The organism is Streptomyces sp. NPDC058240 (genome assembly GCF_042882135.1).
Classification (GTDB): Bacteria; Actinomycetota; Actinomycetes; order Streptomycetales; family Streptomycetaceae; genus Streptomyces.
In genome coordinates, this window is the sequence record NZ_JBHVWT010000005.1 from 1 (window position 1) to 20,427 (window position 20,427).

General features: G+C 70.0%; 18 protein-coding genes. 15 read left to right on the plus strand and 3 right to left on the minus strand.

What is annotated here, in order from left to right; translation table 11 throughout:
• Positions 1-116 precede the first annotated feature (116 nt).
• The 8 genes from ACFVX4_RS11945 (at position 117) to ACFVX4_RS11980 (ending at position 7,018) form a co-directional block, all read left to right on the plus strand.
• A complete protein-coding gene (locus ACFVX4_RS11945; protein ID WP_385338271.1) occupies positions 117-761 on the plus strand; it encodes an HAD family hydrolase in 645 nt (214 codons plus the stop codon).
• 42 nt (positions 762-803) lie between these two features.
• Positions 804-2,012 (plus strand): MFS transporter, encoded by a 1,209-nt coding sequence (locus tag ACFVX4_RS11950; protein WP_389974876.1) that lies wholly within the window; start codon positions 804-806, stop codon positions 2,010-2,012.
• Positions 1,981-3,153, plus strand: coding sequence for an acetoin utilization protein AcuC (locus ACFVX4_RS11955; RefSeq protein WP_389974879.1), 1,173 nt, complete (start codon positions 1,981-1,983; stop codon positions 3,151-3,153). The genes ACFVX4_RS11950 and ACFVX4_RS11955 overlap by 32 nt, the downstream gene beginning before the upstream one ends.
• A 122-nt stretch (positions 3,154-3,275) precedes the next feature.
• Positions 3,276-4,091, plus strand: coding sequence for a phosphatase (locus ACFVX4_RS11960; protein ID WP_389974882.1), 816 nt, complete (start codon positions 3,276-3,278; stop codon positions 4,089-4,091).
• Positions 4,092-4,219: 128 nt separating this feature from the next.
• The gene (locus ACFVX4_RS11965) at positions 4,220-4,432 is read left to right on the plus strand and encodes a helix-turn-helix domain-containing protein (protein ID WP_014046653.1); all 213 of its coding nucleotides are present in this window, start codon (positions 4,220-4,222) and stop codon (positions 4,430-4,432) included.
• Positions 4,433-4,542: 110 nt separating this feature from the next.
• Positions 4,543-4,641, plus strand: coding sequence for a 30S ribosomal protein bS22 (locus ACFVX4_RS11970; RefSeq protein ID WP_003948845.1), 99 nt, complete (start codon positions 4,543-4,545; stop codon positions 4,639-4,641).
• A gap of 202 nt (positions 4,642-4,843) precedes the next feature.
• Positions 4,844-5,935, plus strand: coding sequence for an NAD-dependent epimerase/dehydratase family protein (locus tag ACFVX4_RS11975; RefSeq protein ID WP_389974885.1), 1,092 nt, complete (start codon positions 4,844-4,846; stop codon positions 5,933-5,935).
• A 15-nt stretch (positions 5,936-5,950) separates the two neighbouring features.
• Complete coding sequence (locus ACFVX4_RS11980) at positions 5,951-7,018, plus strand: lysophospholipid acyltransferase family protein (RefSeq protein WP_389974888.1); 1,068 nt, start codon at positions 5,951-5,953, stop codon at positions 7,016-7,018.
• A gap of 65 nt (positions 7,019-7,083) precedes the next feature.
• On the opposite strand, the gene ACFVX4_RS11985 is transcribed toward ACFVX4_RS11980, so the two are convergent.
• From ACFVX4_RS11985 to ACFVX4_RS11995, 3 genes are all read right to left on the minus strand, one after another.
• Entirely contained in the window at positions 7,084-8,274 is a 1,191-nt protein-coding gene (locus ACFVX4_RS11985) for a DUF5667 domain-containing protein (protein WP_389974891.1), read from the minus strand.
• Positions 8,275-8,499: 225 nt separating this feature from the next.
• Positions 8,500-9,276 (minus strand): ECF subfamily RNA polymerase sigma factor, BldN family, encoded by a 777-nt coding sequence (locus ACFVX4_RS11990; RefSeq protein ID WP_389974894.1) that lies wholly within the window; start codon positions 9,274-9,276, stop codon positions 8,500-8,502.
• 375 nt (positions 9,277-9,651) lie between these two features.
• Positions 9,652-10,605 carry an HAD family hydrolase gene (locus ACFVX4_RS11995; protein ID WP_389974897.1) on the minus strand — a complete coding sequence of 318 codons (954 nt, stop codon included), beginning with the start codon at positions 10,603-10,605 and terminating at the stop codon, positions 9,652-9,654.
• Positions 10,606-10,752: 147 nt separating this feature from the next.
• Here ACFVX4_RS11995 and ACFVX4_RS12000 point away from each other — a divergent pair, with 147 nt between their 5' ends.
• From ACFVX4_RS12000 to ACFVX4_RS12030, 7 genes are all read left to right on the plus strand, one after another.
• On the plus strand, positions 10,753-11,028 hold the full coding sequence (locus ACFVX4_RS12000; RefSeq protein WP_389974900.1) for a glutaredoxin family protein: 276 nt from the start codon (positions 10,753-10,755) through the stop codon (positions 11,026-11,028).
• A gap of 272 nt (positions 11,029-11,300) precedes the next feature.
• Positions 11,301-12,068 (plus strand): redox-sensing transcriptional repressor Rex, encoded by a 768-nt coding sequence (locus ACFVX4_RS12005; RefSeq protein ID WP_266417845.1) that lies wholly within the window; start codon positions 11,301-11,303, stop codon positions 12,066-12,068.
• Positions 12,065-13,561, plus strand: coding sequence for a glutamyl-tRNA reductase (locus ACFVX4_RS12010; RefSeq protein ID WP_389974903.1), 1,497 nt, complete (start codon positions 12,065-12,067; stop codon positions 13,559-13,561). The genes ACFVX4_RS12005 and ACFVX4_RS12010 overlap by 4 nt, the downstream gene beginning before the upstream one ends.
• Positions 13,558-14,544 carry a hydroxymethylbilane synthase gene (gene hemC / locus ACFVX4_RS12015; protein WP_266417849.1) on the plus strand — a complete coding sequence of 329 codons (987 nt, stop codon included), beginning with the start codon at positions 13,558-13,560 and terminating at the stop codon, positions 14,542-14,544. Before ACFVX4_RS12010 ends, hemC begins: the two co-directional genes overlap by 4 nt.
• Complete coding sequence (locus ACFVX4_RS12020) at positions 14,541-16,211, plus strand: uroporphyrinogen-III synthase (RefSeq protein WP_389974906.1); 1,671 nt, start codon at positions 14,541-14,543, stop codon at positions 16,209-16,211. Before hemC ends, ACFVX4_RS12020 begins: the two co-directional genes overlap by 4 nt.
• Positions 16,212-16,347: 136 nt before the next feature.
• Entirely contained in the window at positions 16,348-17,343 is a 996-nt protein-coding gene (hemB, locus tag ACFVX4_RS12025) for a porphobilinogen synthase (protein WP_389974909.1), read from the plus strand.
• A gap of 220 nt (positions 17,344-17,563) precedes the next feature.
• Positions 17,564-20,413 carry a right-handed parallel beta-helix repeat-containing protein gene (locus ACFVX4_RS12030; RefSeq protein ID WP_389974912.1) on the plus strand — a complete coding sequence of 950 codons (2,850 nt, stop codon included), beginning with the start codon at positions 17,564-17,566 and terminating at the stop codon, positions 20,411-20,413.
• Positions 20,414-20,427 lie beyond the last annotated feature (14 nt).

A 20,427-nucleotide genomic window follows, 5' to 3' on the forward strand; every position in this document is an offset into this window, starting at 1 on the left:
GTACTGCAGGGGGGACCCTGTGGGAGAGTAGGACGCCGCCGAACTCCTTTTACGGGAAAGCCCCGTGCCCTTGTGGCACGGGGCTTTTCTGCGTTCCGAGCGTCTAGGCTCGAACCATGCGCTACGAACTGGTCATCTTCGACAACGACGGTGTGCTCGTGGACAGCGAGCCGATCTCCAACACCATCCTGGCCGAGTACCTCACGGAGCTCGGTCACCCCACCTCGTACCAGGAGAGTCTTCGGGACTACATGGGGGCCGCCGTGCACCGGGTGCACGATCTCGTCGAGGAAAGGACCGGGGAGAAGCTGCCCTCGGACTTCGACGCGACGCTGCACTCGCGGATCTTCGCCGCGTTCGAGCAGGAGCTGGAACCGGTGGCGGGGGTCGAGGACGTGCTGGGGAAGCTTGTCGCCGACGGGGTTCCGTACTGTGTCGCGTCCTCCGGCAGCCATGAGCGGATCCGGGTCGGGCATCGCAAGACCGGGCTCGACCAGTGGTTCGAGGAGGAGTGGATCTTCAGCGCGGAGGACGTGGGGCAGGGAAAGCCGGCGCCGGATCTGTTCCTGCTCGCCGCCGAGCGGATGGGGGTCCCTCCCGAGCGGTGCGTCGTCATCGAGGACAGCCCGCTCGGAGTGGAGGCGGCCAGGGCCGCGGGGATGGATGTGTACGGGTTTACGTCGATGATGCCGGCGGACCGGCTCCCCGGGGTGAACGGGCACTTCTCCGACATGGGCCAACTCCGGGAATTGCTCGCCTGATCCATCTACCCACGGGTAGAGACTGGCCTTACGCTCGCGGCCATGACAGATGCTCGTTTGCGGCACGGCAGGGCCTCCCTCGCGCTGAGTTTCTTCGTGCAGGGAGTCACCTTCGCGCTGCTGGTGACGCGGATTCCCGCCATTCAGGACCGGTACGGGATATCCGACGGGCTGTTGCCCGTCTTCCTGGCCGCGGTGCCCATCCTGGCCGGAGCGGGCAGCGTGGTCACCGAGAAGGTGGTCGCGCGGGTGCGGCCCAGGGTCGTGCTGCGATGGGCCCAGCCCGTCGTGATGCTCGCGCTGCTCGGTGCCGGGGCCGGGAACGCGCTGTGGGAGGCGGCCCTGGCGCTGGGCGTGTTCGGGCTGTCCGTCGGGGCGCTCGACGCCTCCATGAACATGATGGGGGTCAGCCTCCAGCGGGCGTACGGGCGTTCCATCATGCTCGGGTTCCACGCCGCGTACAGCCTGGGCGGGATCGCCGGGGCGTCCATGGCGTGGGCCGGGGCGCACTGGGACCTTTCGCTGCTGGTCTCCTACCTGCCGGCGGTCGTCGTGCTGCTGCCCGTCGCGTTCATCGGGAGCCGGTGGTATGCCGAGGGCGCGTCGGCGGAGGCGGACCCGGGGGAGTCGCAGGGCAAGGGGGCGGCGGCCTCGGTCTCCTTCAAGCTGCTGATGCCGCTCTGTCTGGTGATGAGCTTCGCGTACATCGGGGACTCGACGGTCTCCAACTGGAGCGCCAAGTATCTGCAGGACGTGCTGGGGAGCTCGGAGCAGCTGTCGACCGTTCCGTACAACGTCTACATGGTGACGACGCTGCTGGGGCGGGCCGTCGGGGACTTCGGGGTGCGGCGGTTCGGGGCGGTGGCCGTGGTGCGGTCCGGGAGCGTGCTGGCCGCTGCCGGGTTCGGGGTGGTGGCGCTGGCCGGTGGGGCGTGGACCGGGATGCTCGGGTTCACCATGCTCGGGCTCGGGCTCTGCGTGATCGTGCCGCAGACGTTCGCCGCTGCCGGGCGGATGTTCCCCGGGGCGAGCGATACGGCCGTCGCGCGGCTGAATGTCTTCAACTACGTGGGATTCCTGGTGGGATCACCGCTGGTGGGGGCGCTCGGGGACGCCTGGAGCTATCGGGGGGCGATGCTCGTACCGATGGTGCTGGTGCTCGCGACGCTGGTGTACGCCAAGTCGTTCGGCGCGGAGTCCGCCCGATACGGTGGCGGGCATGAGCGGCCGCGCACAGTTGATGTGGGATGACGCAGTAACGGGATACGACTTCGGGGAAAGTCATCCGATGGACCCCGTCAGACTCGCCCTGACGATGGGGCTGGTCCGGGCGTTCGGGCTCGACGGCGCGGTGGATGTGGTGGCCGCCAAGCCCGCCGGGGAGTCCACGCTGCGGCTGGTGCACCGCGAGGACTACGTGGCCGCGGTGCGTGCCGCGTCGGCGGATCCGAAGCGGGCCGATCAGCGCTACGGGCTCGGGACGGTGGACGATCCGGCGTTCTCGGGGATGCACGAGGTGTCGGCGCTGATCGCCGGGCAGTCGGTGGCGGCGGCCGAGGCGGTGTGGCGCGGGGACACCTCGCATGCCGTGAACTTCACGGGCGGGCTGCACCATGCCATGCCGGGCGGTGCGGCGGGGTTCTGCATCTACAACGACCCGGCGCTCGCGATCGCGCGGATGCTGGAGCTGGGTGCCGAGCGGGTCGCGTACATCGATGTGGACGTGCACCACGGTGACGGGGTGCAGGCGGCGTTCTGGGAGGACCCGCGGGTCCTGACCGTCTCGCTGCACGAGCACCCGCGGACGCTCTTCCCGCAGACCGGTTGGCCGGAGGAGACCGGCTCCGGGGCGGGTGAGGGCAGTGCGGTGAATGTGGCGCTGCCGGCCGGTACGGGGGACGCGGGGTGGCTGCGGGCGTTCCACGCGGTGGTGCCGGAGCTGCTGGCGGACTTCCGGCCGCAGGTGCTGGTGAGCCAGCACGGGGCCGATACGCATTTCGAGGATCCGCTCGCCCATTTCGCGGTGTCGCTGGACGCGCAGCGCGCGGTGATGTCGGCCTGTCACGATCTCGCCCATGAGTACGTGGAGGGCGGGCGCTGGGTGGCCCTCGGCGGGGGCGGTTACGCGGTGGTCGATGTGGTGCCGCGGTCCTGGACGCATCTGGTGGGGATCGCCGCGCATGCTCCGGTGGACCCGGAGTCGGTGATTCCGTCGTCGTGGCGGGACGAGGTCTATGCCCGGACCCGGCAGTTGGGGCCGGCCCGGATGACGGACGGGCGTACTCCTTCCTGGAAGTCGTGGGAGGAGGGGTACGACCCCGCCGACCGGCTGGACCAGGCGGTGCTGGCGACGCGGCGGGCGGCGTTTCCGTTGCGGGGTCTGCTGGCCTGATCCGGGCGGGGGTGGTCGTGGCGCGGACGTTTCCGTGCGGTGGCGCGTAATGGTTACGCCAACTGTGGGGCGTAACCCGGCTTCCGGCCCTCCGTCCGGGTGATTGGGGGAGCATCGGTGGGGTGTTGAGCACCGGAGCGCTGCGTGCGCATCTGCTTGCGGCCCGGCTGGCCGGGCCCGTGGCCACCTCGCGGGAAGCGAGTCTGCGGAGCTATCGGCTCTTCGCGGCCAGGGACCCGCGGGTGACGCTCGGCCTCGTCCCCGGGCGGGGCTGGAAGGAGCTCGATCTGCTTCGTCTGATGGCCGACAGGTGCGGGGTTTCGGACGATCCCGCTCATGTCTCGGGGCCTGATGTGATCGATCCGGAGCGGACCCTGGCAGGTCTGGACGCATTCGCCGAGCGGTTGTCGCATGCCGCGGTCCGGCGGGCGCCGGTGCTGTTCGGGACCGGTCATCCGCACCGGCTGCTCGGTTTCTACGCAGCGCTGGCAGACGCCATGTCGGCGGCCGGGTGCCGCGTACTCACTCCCGCGCAGGGGCGATGTATCGACATAACGACCCGGTTCGGCGTACGCACGTGCAGCCTCGATTACGTACGAGGAGTCGCGATGGTGCGCGAACCCGGCGTGCGGTCCGCCGGTGGTGACACCGGCGCACATACCCATTCCCCGCTGCCGGTCAGGGTCGTTCTGGAGGCGGCCGCAGAGGGTCGCGGGCGGCTGCCGGAACTGGTCGTCGGGGACCACGGGTGGGTCTGCGGGGCAGGTCAGCTGGGCATTGAGGCGATCGGCCTGGCCGATACGGACGATCCCGCGCTGTTCGTCGGGGAGGCCGAGGGGCGGGTGGCGGTGGCCGTTCCGCTCGATGACGCCGTGCCGTCCGCGTACTACCGGCCGCTCACGCGCTATGTACTCAATCGGGCGTTTCTGTCACGGTAGGCGGCCGATCGCCTCCCCTCTTCCCCACTCGCATCACCCGCCCCTAACCTGGGGAGTGAGCGCACAACGACGAAGAGTCACCGGAGGGGAAGCCGGTGCGCGTCTCGTGCGGAAGGTACAGGTGGGTCATGGCTGCTGGCAGCGAGAGGCCTCTCAACGAGGTCAAGTTTCTGACCGTGGCGGAAGTCGCCTCGGTCATGAGAGTGTCGAAGATGACCGTGTACCGCTTGGTGCACAGCGGTCATCTGCCGGCGATCCGGGTGGGCAGGTCCTTCCGGGTTCCGGAGCAAGCGGTTCACGAGTATCTCCGCGAGTCCTTTGTGGGGGTGGAGTCCGCCTGAGGTTCACCTCGGATTACGCCCCTCACGCGCTGGCGGGTAGGCTAGGCCGACGTAGGTCGTGTGGGCCCAGACGCCCCGCACCAGTGAAGAAGAAGTGAGCGAGGGTAGTCGTGGGCTCTGTTATCAAGAAGCGGCGCAAGCGGATGGCCAAGAAGAAGCACCGCAAGCTGCTCAAGCGCACGCGCGTTCAGCGTCGCAACAAGAAGTAGGCGAACGCAGTTCGTGAATCCGCAGCCCTCCCGCCGATCCGGCGGGAGGGCTGCGGCGCGTTGTGGGGGCAGCGACCCGCATTCGGGCCGAAGGGCATTCGGGCCAAAGACTTCGGGGAAGGCCGCCGCGCGGTCATCACAGGGCAACATCCACCCGCTACGGTGACGGCCAGGGGAAACCTTTCGACGGAAGGCGCTGATCTTGGGGAAGGTCGTGCTGGTCACGGGAGCGGCCCGGCAGCTGGGAGGCCGCTTCGTGCGGCGCATCCAGCGTGATCCGGGCGTGGACCGGGTGATCGCCGTCGACGCGGTCACGCCCGCACACGAGTTGGGCGACGCCGATTTCGTGACGGCGGACATCCGCCAGCCCGCGATCGCCCGAGTCCTCGCCGAGCACTCCGTCGACACGGTGGTGCATCTGGACGTCTCGGCCAAGGCGGTCGGCACGGGTGGCCGGACGACGGTCAAGGAGACCAACGTCATCGGCACCATGCAGCTGCTCGGCGCCTGCCAGAAGGCGCCGAGCGTGCGGCGGCTGGTGGTCAAGTCCAGTACGAATGTGTACGGCTCGGCGCCGCGCGATCCGGCGGTCTTCACCGAGACCACCCCGCCCAAGTCCCTGCCCAGCGGGGGCTTCGCCAAGGACGTGGTGGAGGTCGAGGGGTACGTGCGGGGCTTCGCGCGCCGTCGGCCGGATGTGGCCGTGTGCGTGCTCAGGTTCGCGAACATCCTGGGCCCCCGGGCCGATTCGCCGCTCGCCGACTATCTGTCGCTGTCGGTTCTGCCGACGGTGTTCGGATACGACCCGAGGCTTCAGTTCGTGCACGAGGACGATGTCGTCGACGTACTGGGCGTCGCGTCGGGCGAGCCGCGGCGCGGGACGCTGAACAGCGGCACGTTCAATATCGCCGGGGAGGGGGTGCTGCTGCTCTCGCAGTGCTCGCGGCGGTTGGGGCGGCCGACGGTGCCGTTGCTGCTGCCCGCGGTCACCTGGGTCGGCCAGGCGTTGCGTACGGTCGGCATGACGGACTTCTCGCCGGAGCAGATCCGGCTGCTCACCCATGGCCGGGTGGTCTCCACGGTCCAGATGCGCGAGACCCTCGGCTTCCACCCCCGGTTCAGTACCGCGGAGACGTTCGCGGAGTTCGCGCGCAGTCAGGGGCCCGGACTGCTACCGCCCGAGGCGGTGGGCAGGGCGGTCGACAGACTGGCCGCCGTGCCGTTCGCCGGGGCGGGCGGCGATCCGGGGACCACCGGGGCCGGCGACACCGAGCCGACCCACAGCGCCAGGTAGAGGAGCGCATCGACGATGGCGGATGCCAAGGTCATTCCGTTCGACGACGACCGTTCGCGGACGGGCGGTTCAGGGCGGCCCGCACGGCGCCGGTCCGCAGGGGGCGGCGGCCGGGGCCAGGGGCCCGCGGCGGCCTCTGTGCTGGGGACCGCGGCCGTGAGCGCCCTTCCGGGGCAGCAGGATGCCTCGAAGCCGCAGGAGGAGCCGGAGAGGGCCGGGCAGCCCCTGGGACGGGACGAGCGCGGCGGCTGGGACCGGCGGATCGCCGGCGGGCTCGCGTTCCTGCGGCGGCGGGTCACGGGCGACTACGACGTCGACGAGTTCGGGTACGACGAGGAGCTGACCGATCAGGTCCTGATGTCGATGCTCCGGCCGGTGTACGAGAAGTACTTCCGGGTCGAGGTGAAGGGCATCGAGAACATCCCCTCCGAGGGCGGGGCGCTGATCGTGTCCAACCACTCGGGGACACTGCCGCTCGATGGGCTGATGCTCCAGGTCGCCGTGCACGACAACCATCCGGCGGGCCGTCATCTGCGGCTACTGGCCGCCGATCTCGTCTTCATGCTGCCGGTGGTGAACGAGCTGGCCCGCAAGGCCGGGCACACGCTGGCCTGTGCGGAGGACGCCGAGCGGCTGCTGCGGCGGGGCGAGGTCGTCGGGGTGATGCCGGAGGGGTTCAAGGGCATCGGGAAGCCGTTCGGGGAGCGGTACAAGCTGCAGCGCTTCGGGCGGGGCGGGTTCGTGTCCACGGCGCTGCGGGCCGGGGTGCCGATCATTCCGTGCTCGATCGTGGGGGCGGAGGAGATCTACCCGATGATCGGCAACTCGAAGACGCTGGCGCGGTTGCTGGGGTTTCCGTACTTCCCGATCACGCCGACGTTTCCCTGGCTCGGGCCGCTCGGGGCGGTGCCGCTGCCGACGAAGTGGACGATCCAGTTCGGGGAGCCGATCTCCACGAGCGGGTATCCGATGGAGGCGGCGGAGGATCCGATGCTGATGTTCAATCTGACGGATCAGGTGCGGGAGCAGATCCAGCACACGCTGTACAAGCTGCTGGTGCAGCGGAGGTCGGTGTTCTTCTGAGGGGTGCGCCGATACGCGGATGGGGGCGGGCTCGGTGAGCCCGCCCCCATCCGTTCGAGGTGGCGCTAGTCGTTCAGGTCCTCGCCGTTGATCCCCAGGCCCGGGAGCAGGCCGGGGAGGAGCGGCGGGAGGGTGACGTCCGGGGTGGGCGGGGCGCTGACCCGGCCGTCGGTGGACGGGATCGTGCCCGGGGGCGGGGTGCCGAGGAGGCCGTCCGTGCCGCCGGCGATCAGGCCCTCGGCCGGGGCGCTGCCCGATCCCGACGGGTGGGGCGAGGTGTTGTTGCCCGGACGGCCGTGTGAGGCCTCCGGTGACGTGGGCGCCGAGGGGGCCGTGCGCGAGGGGTGCGTGCCCTGTTCCCCCGTGTACGACTGCTGGGCGCCGCCGCTGCTGTCCGGGGTGCGGGGGAGCAGCGACTGCAGCGGCTGGACCTCTTCGTCTATGGCGTCGAAGACCGAGCTGACCTGGTCGCCGACGTCCGTCAGCTGTACGGGCAGCCGGTCGCGGAGGCTGCTCCAGCTCTCGCGGTGCGAGCGGGAGAAGGAGTCCAGGGTCTGGATGGGGCCGATGGCGCCGTTCTGCTGGTAGGCGGAGTGGAGCAGGCGGTGGCCCTCGCTGGCGTCGTGCGTCATGCCGTTGAGCGTGCGCCTGACCTCGCCGAGCTGTTCGTGGTCCAGGGCGCCGGAGCGGGCGCGCTCCATCAGCCGGCGGGCCTCGTTGAGCCTGGTCGACGCCTGGTCGAGGTAGACCTCGCCGCGGTCGGCGTCGCCGCTGGCCATGCCGAGGTGGATGTCCTCCATGCCGCGCTTGAGCCCGTACAGCGAATCACCCGGCAGGGCGTCGGAACTGGCAGCGGCCACTCCGCCGAAGGCTCCCGCTGCCACACCGACGGTGAGTCCGCCGGCCGCGAGGCCCTTCGTCCAGCGTGAACGCGGTCGCAGTTTCCGGAGCGGTGAGGCCCGGTGGGCTCCCTTGGCGCGCTGTTCGGGCACCGTAGGGCCCGCGGACGCACCGCCCTCGGTGAGCATGGCCTCCATGGCGGCGACGAGCTGGGCTCGCTGCACCACTTTGACCTCGGGGTCCAACTCCGGCCGCGGTACCTCGCCGAGGCCGTTCGCCAGGGCCAGCAGCGGTCCGTGGTCGGCCGGTTCGGCCGATTCCTCGGGCTGTGCGGCCGCCGCACCGCGGAGCGACTGCTCCTCCAGGGCCTGGGCGAAGGCGTTCGCCCGCCGGTGTGCCGAAACGTTTGCGATCACTGGCGGCACCTCCTCTCGTCATGACGGTCGACTCCCCTGGGGGTCCGGAAGGTTGCACACCTTGAGCGCTTCCACACGAATGAGTGAGTGTCGGCGGACACGGGGTGACGACAGGGGGCCTGCAACCGGCACAACGAGGAGCGCGGCACTTGGGTTACGCACTAAGGATGATCGGACCAGTGTGTGACGAACGTGTTGCCGAGCGTGATTCGGCCGGGGGTGGGGTCAGCGGGCATCGTCCGGGAGGAGCCGGGCCAGCGTGCGGACGGCGCGGTACTGCAGGGTCTTGATCGCGCCCTCGTTCTTGCCCATGACCCGGGCGGTCTCGGCGACCGAGAGGCCCTGGAGGAAGCGCAGGGTCACGCACTCCTGCTGCTGGGGGTTGAGCCGGCGCACGGCCTGCAGGAGCGCGGCGTTGGAGAGGGACTCCAGGACGGAGTCCTCGGGACTGCGTTCGACCTCGTTGGCGTCGAGCATTTCGCCGGTGGTCACTTCCAGCCGGAAGCGGCTGGACTTGAAGTGGTCGGCGACCAGGTTGCGGGCGATGGTGACCAGCCAGGCGCCGAAGTCGCGACCCTGCCAGGTGAAGGTGGAGATGCGGCGCAGGGCGCGCAGGAAGGTCTCGCTCGTGAGATCCTCCGCCGTCGCCTTGCCGCCCACGCGGTAGTAGATGTAGCGGTAGACGGTGTCGCTGTACTGGTCGTAGAGGCGGCCGAAGGCGTCGGCCTCGCCGGCCTGTGCGCGCTCGACGAGATCCATCATGCGCGCGCTGTCACTGTCGGCGGTCGGCCGACGAACGGTGGACGTGGTCGTTGCGCCGCGGTTGCTGCGTCTTCCGACCGCCGCACCGCGTTCGGCCATGGCATAGCAAGGGCCGACAGGTGCAGGGGTGGCAAATGCGGGTACGGCGTACGCGGTGGGGACGAAGCCGCGCAAGCGGTCGGCGACCGTTGCGCGCAGCGTAGCCAGGCCCGAGGTGTCAACCCCGACGTGTGGGTACACGGGACTCCCAGAGGCAGAGCTTCCATCACGTTCAGTGCGAAACCGTCACTCGTCGTAGCGAGTGGTGGGTTCCGGAATGCGTCTGAGGAGAATAACGCTTCGTACAGGCAGTGCTACACCCAGTTGCTCAAATCACCGATTACGTCGTTTCTGTAGCGACTAAACGACGCATCAAGTAGCACATCGTGACCGTTTGTTGATCGAGTTACTTCGTGATCTGTCTATCGGCGCGACGGGTTGTGGTCGTGCGAGAGCAGGACGACTGGCCGGAGCGGTCGGTGGGTAAGGGGTAACGATCGGCCGCGGGGGTCCGGGCGTGGCTACGGGACAGCCCTTCGCCCGGCCCGCGGCGGGGCCGGGCGGGACGGGGGCGCGTCAGCGGCGGCGGCGGTGCAGGGCGACGGCGGCGGCGGTGCCGCCCGCGATGGCGCCCACGCCGGCCGCGGCCGGGATGCCGACCTTGGCCGCCTTGCGGCCCGTCCGGTAGTCCCGCAGCCGCCAGTCGAGCGCGCGGGCGTGCTTGCGGAGCTTGGCGTCCGGATTGATCGCGTACGGGTGTCCGACCAGGGACAGCATCGGGATGTCGTTGTGCGAATCGCTGTACGCCGCGCAGCGGTCGAGGTCCAGGCCCTCGGCGGCGGCCAGGGCGCGGACCGCCTCGGCCTTCGCGGGGCCGTGCAGCGGCTCGCCGACCAGGCGGCCGGTGTAGACGCCGCCGACGGATTCGGCGACCGTGCCGAGCGCGCCGGTCAGGCCGAGCCGGCGGGCGATGATCGTGGCGGTCTCCACCGGGGCGGCGGTGACCAGCCAGACGCGCTGTCCGGCGTCGAGGTGGGCTTGGGCGAGGGCACGGGTGCCGGGCCAGATGCGGTCGGCCATGTACTCGTCGTAGATCTCCTCGCCGATGGACATCAGCTCCGAGACGCGGTGGCCCTTGACGATGGACAGGGCACTGTCGCGGGCGTCCTGCATGTGCTCCGGGTCCTCGACGCCCGCCAGTCTGAACCAGGCCTGCTGCCAGGCGAACCGGGTCAGCTCGCGGCGCTGGAAGAACTTCCGCTTGTACAGGCCGCGGCCGAAGTGGAAGATCGCCGCGCCCTGCATGACGGTGTTGTCCAGGTCGAAGAAGGCGGCGGCCCGCTCGTCGCCGACGACGGGGAAGGGCGCTTCCTCGGCCTCCGCCTTCGCGGAGGCGCCCTGTTCGGCGCCGGAGGGCCGATCGTCGGGGAAGGTGGATTTCCGCGCTGCCTCAGCTGCTGCCTCGCCGGCCAGCACACTCCGTGCTGTCGCGGGGCGCCTACGTGGTGTGAGCCATCCAAGAGCGGCCATGTCGTGAGCATAGCCAGTCGGTTCGGCCCTTCCCGACCTGCCGGGATGCCGCGGCGTGAACTCTTGACCGCCGATCTGTTGAACGGGTGATTCCGGGCGTACCGGATCAAGGAGGGAGCAGTTCCTCTCCCGGCGCAGAATGAAGGCATGAGCGCCTTGTTGCGACGTACGAAGAAGAAGCCCACGGAACGCGTGGTGACCCTGGTCGGGAAGCCCGGATGTCATCTCTGTGACGACGCGAGGCAGGTGGTGCGGGAGGTGTGCGAGGAGACCGGCGCATCCTGGGAGGAGAAGGACATCTCCCGGGACGAGGAGCTGTACCGGGAGTACTGGGAGCAGATTCCGGTGGTGCTGATCGATGACGAACAGCACACGTTCTGGCGGGTGGACCCGGTGAGGCTGCGCCGGGCACTGCGTTCGTGAGCGAAAGCCGGTTACCATCGTGGGCGTTTTGAGTGCTCTCGGGGGAGTGGCTGTGAGGAGTGTGTGCCGCTTTGCCCCCTTCGGGCCTGCAACGGGCTGATGCGATCCTTGGTTCCGGGATCGCACGACGAATGTGCGTGACCCCGGTCACTTTGACCGGACAAAACGGACACTATCTTTGTGCACGCGTTCACAAAGACATAGCCTGCATTCGACGGGGCGGTCTTGGGAAATACGGCCGCCTGCAGCCCCGCTCATCCCGCAGGAGCACCGTGGCAACTGGCCGAACTCACCGACCGGCGACCCGTAGCCGAGGAATTCCCGAGGCCACCGTCGCCCGACTTCCGCTGTATCTGCGCGCACTGACCGCGCTCTCCGAGCGCTCGGTACCCACGGTCTCGTCCGAGGAGCTCGCCGCGGCGGCGGGGGTCAATTCCGCCAAGCTGCGCAAGGACTTCAGCTACCTCGGCTCGTACGGGACGCGCGGTGTCGGGTACGACGTCGAGTATCTCGTCTACCAGATCTCCCGCGAACTCGGGCTCACCCAGGACTGGCCGGTCGTGATCGTCGGTATCGGTAACCTCGGCGCCGCGCTCGCCAACTACGGCGGTTTCGCCTCCCGTGGTTTCCGGGTCGCCGCGCTGATCGACGCCGACCCCGCGATGGCCGGAACACCGGTCGCCGGGATTCCCGTCCAGCACGCCGACGAACTGGAGAAGATCGTCGGCGACAACGGCGTGTCGATCGGTGTCATCTCGACCCCGGCCGGTGCCGCTCAGCAGGTCTGCGACCGCCTCGTCGCCGCGGGCGTCACCTCCATCCTGAACTTCGCGCCGACCGTGCTGTCCGTGCCCGACGGAGTGGACGTGCGCAAGGTCGACCTCTCCATCGAACTCCAGATCCTCGCCTTCCACGAGCAGCGCAAGGCCGGCGAGGACACCGCCGAGAGCAGCTCGGACCCGGCCGCACCCCCGGTGCGCTCGGCCTCCGGCAGCCGGAAGGGACCCGACGGGGACATGCCCGCCGTGATGCCGGCATGAGTCTTCTTGTCGTAGGGCTGAGCCACCGCAGCGCCCCCGTCTCCGTACTGGAGCGGGCCTCGCTGGCTGCTGAGACGCAGGCCAAGCTGCTCCAGGACACCCTTGCCGCGGAGCCCGCGGTCGAGGCCGCCGTGCTGGCCACCTGCAACCGCATCGAGCTGTACGCCGACGTGGACAAGTTCCACGCGGGCGTCGCCGAGCTGTCCACGCTCCTCGCCCAGCACAGCGGCGTCGGTCTGGACGAGCTCACTCCGTATCTCTATGTGCACTATGAGGACCGGGCCGTCCACCACCTCTTCTCGGTGGCGTGCGGGCTGGACTCGATGGTCGTCGGCGAGGGCCAGATCCTCGGCCAGATCAAGGACGCGCTGGCGCTGGGGCAGGAGCTCCATACCGCGGGCCGGCTGCTGAACGACCTGTTCCAGCAGGCCCTGCGGGTCGGCAAGCGGGCCCACAGCGAGACCGGGATCGACCGGGCCGGGCAGTCGCTCGTCACCTTCGGTCTGGAACAGCTCGCGGCCGGCGCGGACGTCGCCGACTGGGCCCGGGGCAAGCGCGCCCTGGTGATCGGCGCGGGCTCGATGTCCTCGCTCGCCGCCGCCACCTTGGCCCGCACCGGTGTCGCCGAGATCGTCGTCGCCAACCGGACCCGGGCCCGTGCCGACCGGCTCGTCGAGATCCTGGCCCAACCCGGGGGTACGGGCGTGGCCGCCCGCGCCGTGGAGATGGCCGCGGTCTGCGACGAACTGACACGTGCCGACGTCGTCGTCTCGTGCACCGGCGCGACCGGTCTCGTGCTGACCGCCGAGGCCGTCGCCGAGGCGCTCGGCCTGGACGTCGCCGACGCCGTCGAGACGCCCGCCGCCGCGCCCGCGGTGCCCGCCCCCACCGATGTCGACCGGCACGCCGCCTGGGTGGAGAACGGCAGCGCCGGTGCGGTGCGCCAGGCCGTCCGCCGGGCCACCGTGCCCGCGCAGGGCACCGGCCCCGTGCGCCTGGCCCTGCTCGACCTCGCCATGCCGCGCGACATCGACGGCGGGGCGGCCCGGCTCGACGGTGTGCGCCTCGTCGACATCGAGTCGCTCGCGGAGGCGTCTGCGGACGCCCCGATGGCCGCCGATGTGGACCAGGTGCGCACCATCGTCTCCGACGAGGTCGCCGCCTTCGGCGCCGCCCAGCGCGCCGCCCACATCACCCCGACCGTCGTCGCCCTGCGCACGATGGCCGCCGGAGTGGTCGCGGGCGAGATCGCGCGGCTCGACGGACGCCTCCCCGACCTGGACGAGAAGCAGCGCGCCGAGATCTCGCAGACCGTGCGCCGCGTCGTCGACAAGCTCCTGCACGCGCCCACCGTGCGGGTCAAGCAGCTCGCCAGCGAGCCCGGCGGCGCCGGGTACGCCGATGCGCTGCGGGAACTCTTCGACCTCGACCCGCAGACGGTCGCCGCCGTCTCCCGGGCAGACCTGAACGACCCGAATCGAGGGCGGTCATGACCGACAACTCACCCCTGGGCGCGGGGGCCGACAAGCCGCTGAGGCTGGGCACCCGGCGCAGCAAGCTCGCCATGGCGCAGTCAGGCCTCGTCGCCGACGCGGTCAGCGAGGTGACCGGGCGCGCCGTCGAGCTCGTCGAGATCACCACGTACGGCGACACCTCGCGGGAGCACCTCGCGCAGATCGGCGGCACCGGTGTGTTCGTCGCGGCGCTGCGCGACGCGCTGCTGCGCGGCGAGGTGGACTTCGCCGTCCACTCGCTCAAGGACCTGCCGACCGCCCAGCCCGAGGGCCTCGTGCTGGCCGCGGTGCCGGTGCGCGAGGACCCGCGCGACGTACTGGTGGCGCGGGACGGGCTGACCTTCGAGCAGCTGCCGTCCGGCGCCCGCATCGGTACCGGCTCGCCGCGCCGCATGGCGCAGCTCAACGCGTACGCCCGTAACCACGGTCTCGACATCGAGACCGTGGCGATCCGCGGGAACGTCGATACGCGTATCGGATTTGTCCGGAGCGGTGAGCTGGACGCGGTGGTACTCGCCGCGGCCGGGCTCAGCCGCCTCGGCCGGACCGGTGAGGTGACCGACTTCCTGTCGGTCGACACCGTCCTGCCCGCTCCCGGCCAGGGAGCACTGGCGATCGAGTGCGCTGCGAGCAGCGCCGACCTCGCCGCCGCGCTCGCCGAGCTCGACGACCCGTACACCCGGGCCGCCGTGACCGCCGAGCGTGCCCTGCTCGCCGCCCTGGAGGCCGGTTGCTCCGCACCTGTGGGTGCGTTGGCCGACCTCCTGGTCGACGGACAGGCTGTCAACGAACTGCGCCTGCGCGGTGTCGTCGGTTCCACCGACGGTTCCTCGCTGGTGCAGCTGTCCACCACCGGTCCCGTCCCCACGTCGCAGGACGACGCGGCGGCTCTCGGTCGCGAGCTCGCGGCCGAGATGCTTGCCAAGGGTGCGGCCGGTCTTATGGGGGAGCGAGCACTTTGAGCCCCACCGGCCACGCCGCAACCGACTTTCCGGCCCTGTCCGCACAAGGGCACGTCACCTTCCTCGGCGCCGGTCCCGGCGACCCGGGACTGCTGACTCTGCGCGCTGTCGAGGCGCTCGCGAGCGCGGACGTCCTTGTCGCCGAGCCGGACGTCCTCGGCGTCGTTCGCTGCCATGCGCGGGCAAGCGTAAGCACGCCTGAGCTGGCGGTTGTTGACGCGCAGTCAGCAGCCGCCGGTGTTCCCGTTCTCAGGGACGCGGCCAATCTTGTCATGGAGGCGGTGAGGGGCGGCAGGCGGGTCGTGCGTGCCGTCTCCGGCGACCCGGGACTGGACGGGAACGCCGGTGCCGAGATGCTCGCCTGCGCCGCCGCCGGCATTCCCTTCGAGGTCGTGCCGGGTGTCGCCAATGTCGTGGGCGTGCCCGCGTACGCCGGTGTGCCGCTGCGTGACGCGCAGGGCGCGGACGTCAGGTTCGTCGACGCCCGTACCGCCTCCGACCGTTGCTGGACCGAGGTCGGCGCGAGCGATGCCACGGCCGTCATCTCGACGACGCTCGACTCGGTGGCCGCGGCCGCCGGTGAGCTGGTCTCGGCGGGCCGCAAGCCCGACACCCCGCTGACCGTGACGGTCGCCGGTACGACGACCCGCCAGCGCACCTGGACGGCGACCCTCGGGACGATCGCCCAGGTCCTGAAGCAGGCGAAGGTCCTGCCGTCGCCGGAGGGGCACCGGCCCGTCATAGCCGTGGTCGGTGAGCGCAGCTCCGCCGCCCAGCGCGACCAGCTCGCGTGGTTCGAGTCCAAGCCGCTGTTCGGCTGGAAGGTTCTCGTGCCGCGTACGAAGGAGCAGTCCGCGTCGCTCTCCGACCAGCTTCGTTCCTACGGCGCCGTGCCGCACGAGGTCCCGACGATCGCCGTCGAGCCGCCCCGTACGCCCCAGCAGATGGAGCGCGCGGTCAAGGGCCTGGTCACGGGCCGCTACGAGTGGATCGCCTTCACCAGCGTCAATGCCGTGAAGGCCGTCCGGGAGAAGTTCGAGGAGTACGGGCTCGACGCCCGTGCCTTCGCAGGGATCAAGGTCGCGGCCGTCGGCGAGCAGACCGCCGCCGCGCTGGTCGACTTCGGTGTGAAGCCGGACCTGGTGCCTTCCGGCGAGCAGTCCGCCGCCGGTCTGCTGGAGGACTGGCCGCCGTACGACCCGGTCTTCGACCCGATCGACCGGGTCTTCCTGCCGCGTGCCGACATCGCCACCGAGACGCTGGTGGCCGGGCTCATCGAGCTGGGCTGGGAGGTCGACGACGTCACCGCGTACCGCACGGTCCGCGCCTCTCCGCCGCCCGCCGACACGCGTGAGGCGATCAAGGGCGGCGGCTTCGACGCGGTGCTCTTCACCTCGTCGTCGACCGTGCGGAACCTGGTCGGCATCGCGGGCAAGCCGCACAACGTGACCGTCATCGCGTGTATCGGCCCGGCGACGGCGAAGACCGCCGAGGAGCACGGACTGCGCGTCGACGTCCTCTCCCCGGAGCCGTCGGTGCACAAGCTGGCCCAGGCGCTCGCCGAGTTCGGCGCCCGGCGCCGGGAGGCGGCGAAGGAGGCCGGCGATCCGGTGACGCGGCCGAGCGAGCGCCGTCCCGGTGCGCGGCGGCGTCGTACGACGACCTGACCTGCTCGGTCGAAGAAGAGGTCGAAGAGTGTGAGGGGCCCGGTTGCTTCGGCAGCCGGGCCCCTGCCCGTTTCGCGGTCTTTTTCCGGCACAGGTGTCGGTAAGACGGTGATGTGTGCGGGTCTAATCTCGAAGGATGACTGTGTACGGAAACTTCCCCGGCTCCCGCCCCCGGCGGCTGCGGACGACCCCGACGATGCGGCGGATGGTCGCCGAGACACGGCTCGACCCGGCGGATCTGATCCTGCCCGCGTTCGTGCGCGAGGGCATCGACGCCCCGGTCGCCATCTCGGCCATGCCCGGCGTGCAGCAGCACACCCTGGACACCCTGCGGAAGGCCGCCGTCGACGCGGTGTCGGCCGGGGTCTCCGGGATCATGCTCTACGGCGTGCCGGCGGGCGAGAAGAAGGACGCCCGGGGCACGGCGGGCACCGACCCGGACGGCATCCTCCAGGTCGCGCTGCGGGCGGTGCGCGCGGAGGTCGGTGACGATCTCGTCGTCATGTCGGACCTGTGCCTGGACGAGTACACCGACCACGGCCACTGCGGTGTGCTGACGGAGGACGGCCGGGTCGACAACGACGCGACGCTGGAGCGGTACGCCGAGATGGCCCAGGTCCAGGCCGACGCGGGCGCCCATGTGGTGGGCCCGAGCGGCATGATGGACGGCCAGGTCGGTGTCGTCCGGGACGCGCTGGACCAGACCGGGCACGAGGACGTCTCGATCCTCGCGTACACCGCGAAGTACTCCTCGGCGTTCTACGGGCCGTTCCGTGAGGCCGTGGGTTCCTCGCTCAAGGGCGACCGCAAGACGTACCAGCAGGACCCGGCGAACGCTCGTGAGTCGCTGCGCGAGCTGGCGCTCGACCTGGCGGAGGGCGCCGACATGGTCATGGTCAAGCCGGCCGGGCCGTACCTCGACATCCTCGCGAAGGTCGCCGACTCGGTGGACGTGCCGGTCGCCGCGTACCAGATCAGCGGTGAGTACGCGATGATCGAGGCGGCTGCGGAGCGTGGCTGGATCGACCGGGACGCGGCCATTCTGGAGAGCCTGACCGGGATCCGGCGCGCGGGTGCGCAGATGATCCTGACGTACTGGGCGACGGAGGTCGCGCAGCGGCTGCGGCGTTGATCCATGACGAGGCCTGAGGCCTGAGGCCTGGTGAGCCCCCGCTCGTCCCGACATCGGGACGGGCGGGGGCTCTTTTTCGTTCAACCTCTTGACGGTCATCCGATGTATTTATAGCTTTCGGCGCGACAACCGCCATAAAACTCGAAGAAGTTGGGCGCAGACATTGGATGCCTGGCTTTGATGTGAGCCAACCCGACGCGACTGTCGATGAGGAGTGCCCGTGCGCACCGTCCCGGATTCGAGTCCCCGCCCACACGCCCCGGTCCCAGCGCTGACCGCGGTCCTGGCCACAGCCGCGCTGGGCATCGGGATGGCGGTGGTGCCCGCCGTGCCGGCCGCCGCGAGCGCCGGGGCCGACGGGGCCATCACCTTCCATGTCGGGCCCGACGGCAGTGACAAGGCCAAGGGCTCGGCGACCAGGCCGTTTCGGACGCTGGAACGGGCGCAGAAGGCCGTCCGCGCGTCGCTGGGCAGGGGCGCGCGGGAGAGGCGGCCGGTCGATGTCGTGGTGCACGGTGGTACGTACCGGCTGCGGTCCACGCTGAACTTCACCACCGCCGACTCCGGTACGGCCATGGCCCCCGTCCGGTACCTCGCGGCGCCCGGTGAGCGTGTCGTCATCAGTGGCGGTCGGGGGATCGCACCTCGCTGGCGGTCCTACTCCGGCAAGATCGAGGTCGCCGACATCGGAGCCGGCCTCGACTTCGACGGGCTCTTCCTCGACGGGAGGCGGCAGACGCTCGCCCGCTACCCCGACTACGATCCGGGCACGGCGATCCTCGGCGGGTACGCGGCCGACGCCATCTCCCCCGAGCGCGTGGCCCGTTGGAAGAATCCGACGACGGCACTGGTACGCGGTCTGCACGACGGCATGTGGGGCGGCAACTCCTTCGAGGTCACCGGCGTGAAGGCGGACGGCACACCCGAGCTGGCCTGGGCCGGCGACAACAACCGGGGCAGCGGCCTGCACGACACGTACCGCATGGTCGAGAACGTCTTCGAGGAACTCGACGCCCCCGGCGAGTGGTTCTACGACAAGCCCGCCGGAAAGCTTTACTTCTATCCCCCCGCCGGAGTCGATCCCGGCCGGGCCCGCATCGAGACGGCCGAGCGGAACGAGCTGATCAGGGTGGAGGGCAGCGGGCCGCGCGACGCCGTGCGCCATCTGACCTTCGCCGGCTTCACCTTCACCGGGACCCACCGCACGCTCTTCGACACGCCCTACGAGAAGCTCCAGCTCGGCGACTGGGCTCTGGCGCGAGCGGCGGCCGTCCATCTGAAGAACACCGAGAACGTCTCCGTACGCGCCTCGCGCTTCGACCAGCTCGGCGGCAACGCGCTCCTGATCGACGGGTACAACAGCCAGGACATCGTCTCGGGCAACGAGTTCAGCCACTCGGGGGCGTCCGACGTCGCGGTCATCGGTAGTCCGGACGCGGTCCGTGAGCCGTCCACCTGGGACAACATGCGCAGGACCATCAGCGACACCCGGCCCGGACCGAAGACCGAGAACTACCCGCGCGACATCAGCATCCGCGACAACCACATGCACGACAACGGACAGTTCGAGAAGCAGTCCTCCGGTGTGCAGATATCGATGAGCCGCCGTGTCACGGTCGACGGCAACACCCTGCATGACGGTCCCCGCGCCTGTGTCGACATCAACGACGGCACCTGGGGCGGCCACCTCATCGAGAACAACGACATCTTCAACTGCGTGAAGGAGACCTCCGACCACGGGCCCTTCAACTCCTGGGGCCGGGACCGCTTCTGGCCGCTGAACGCCGACGACGCTACGAAGAAGTCGTACGCGAAGCTGGACGCGATGGAGACCACCGTCATCCGCCACAACCGGTTTCGGCACTCCTCGCACTGGGACATCGATCTCGACGACGGCAGCTCGAACTACCTCATCGAGGACAATCTGCTGCTCAACGGCGGAGTCAAGCTGCGCGAGGGCTTCCACCGGACCGTACGCAACAACGTCTTCGTCAACGGCGGCGCGCACTTCCATGTCTGGTTCGCGGACAGCGGTGACGTCGTCGAGAAGAACGTCTTCGTCACCGATACCCCCTACAGCCTGATCCAGGTCGACATGGCCAGGAGCAGGCCCGTCATCAATGACAACCTGTTCTGGAACAACGGCGGTGCGGTGAAGGGCATCGACGCTGCCTGGCGGGCGAACGGGCTGGACACCCGCTCGGTGATCGCCGACCCGGAGTTCACCGGCGCGTCCCCCTTCACCGACCCGGCGAAGCTCGACTACACCGTCCAGCCCGACTCGCCCGCCCTGGCGCTCGGCTTCCGCAACATCGCGATGGACGGGTTCGGGAAGGCGGGCTCGCCCACCCCGCCGCCGCTCACCTGGCCCACGGAGGTCCCTGACACCGACACCCTGGACGCCCTTCCGGAACCCCTGCTGGGCGTGCCGGTGACACGGATCTACTCCGACGCGATCAAGTCGGCCACCGGGCTGACCGACACCGACGGCCTGCACCTGGCTTCCGTGCCGAACACCTCGGAGGCGTACCGGCAGGGACTGCGAGCCAATGACGTCATCCGGGAGATCGACGGCCGGCCGGTCACCGACCGCGACAGCTTCTGGCTCGTGTACAACCGGGTAGCTCCCGGCGCCGATGTCCCGCTGAAGGTCTGGCGCAATCAGGCGCCCGTCGAGGTGACCCTGCGCAGGCCGGCCGGCGGCGAGCAGATCAACAACACATCCGGTGTCGTCTACACCGGCACCGGCTGGGACTGGAAGAACAGGTTCCGGGGCGGCGCGGGTGGCTGGGCCGACGACGTGCACGCCACCCAGGCCGTGGGGGACTCCTTCGAGTTCGCCTTCAACGGGACCGCGATCGATCTCATCACCCAGGTCAACTCCGACGAGGGCGAGGTCGAGCTGTTCATCGACGGTCGGTCCGTGGGCACGATCGACAACCACAACGACACCCGGGTGCACCAGAAGACCGTCTTCACCAAGACCGGGCTGGCCCCTGGCGTGCATACCCTCAAGGGCGTCATGAAGACGGGCGAGTACCTGATCGTCGACAGTTTCAGGGTCCAGTAGGGCCCCGGGGGCGG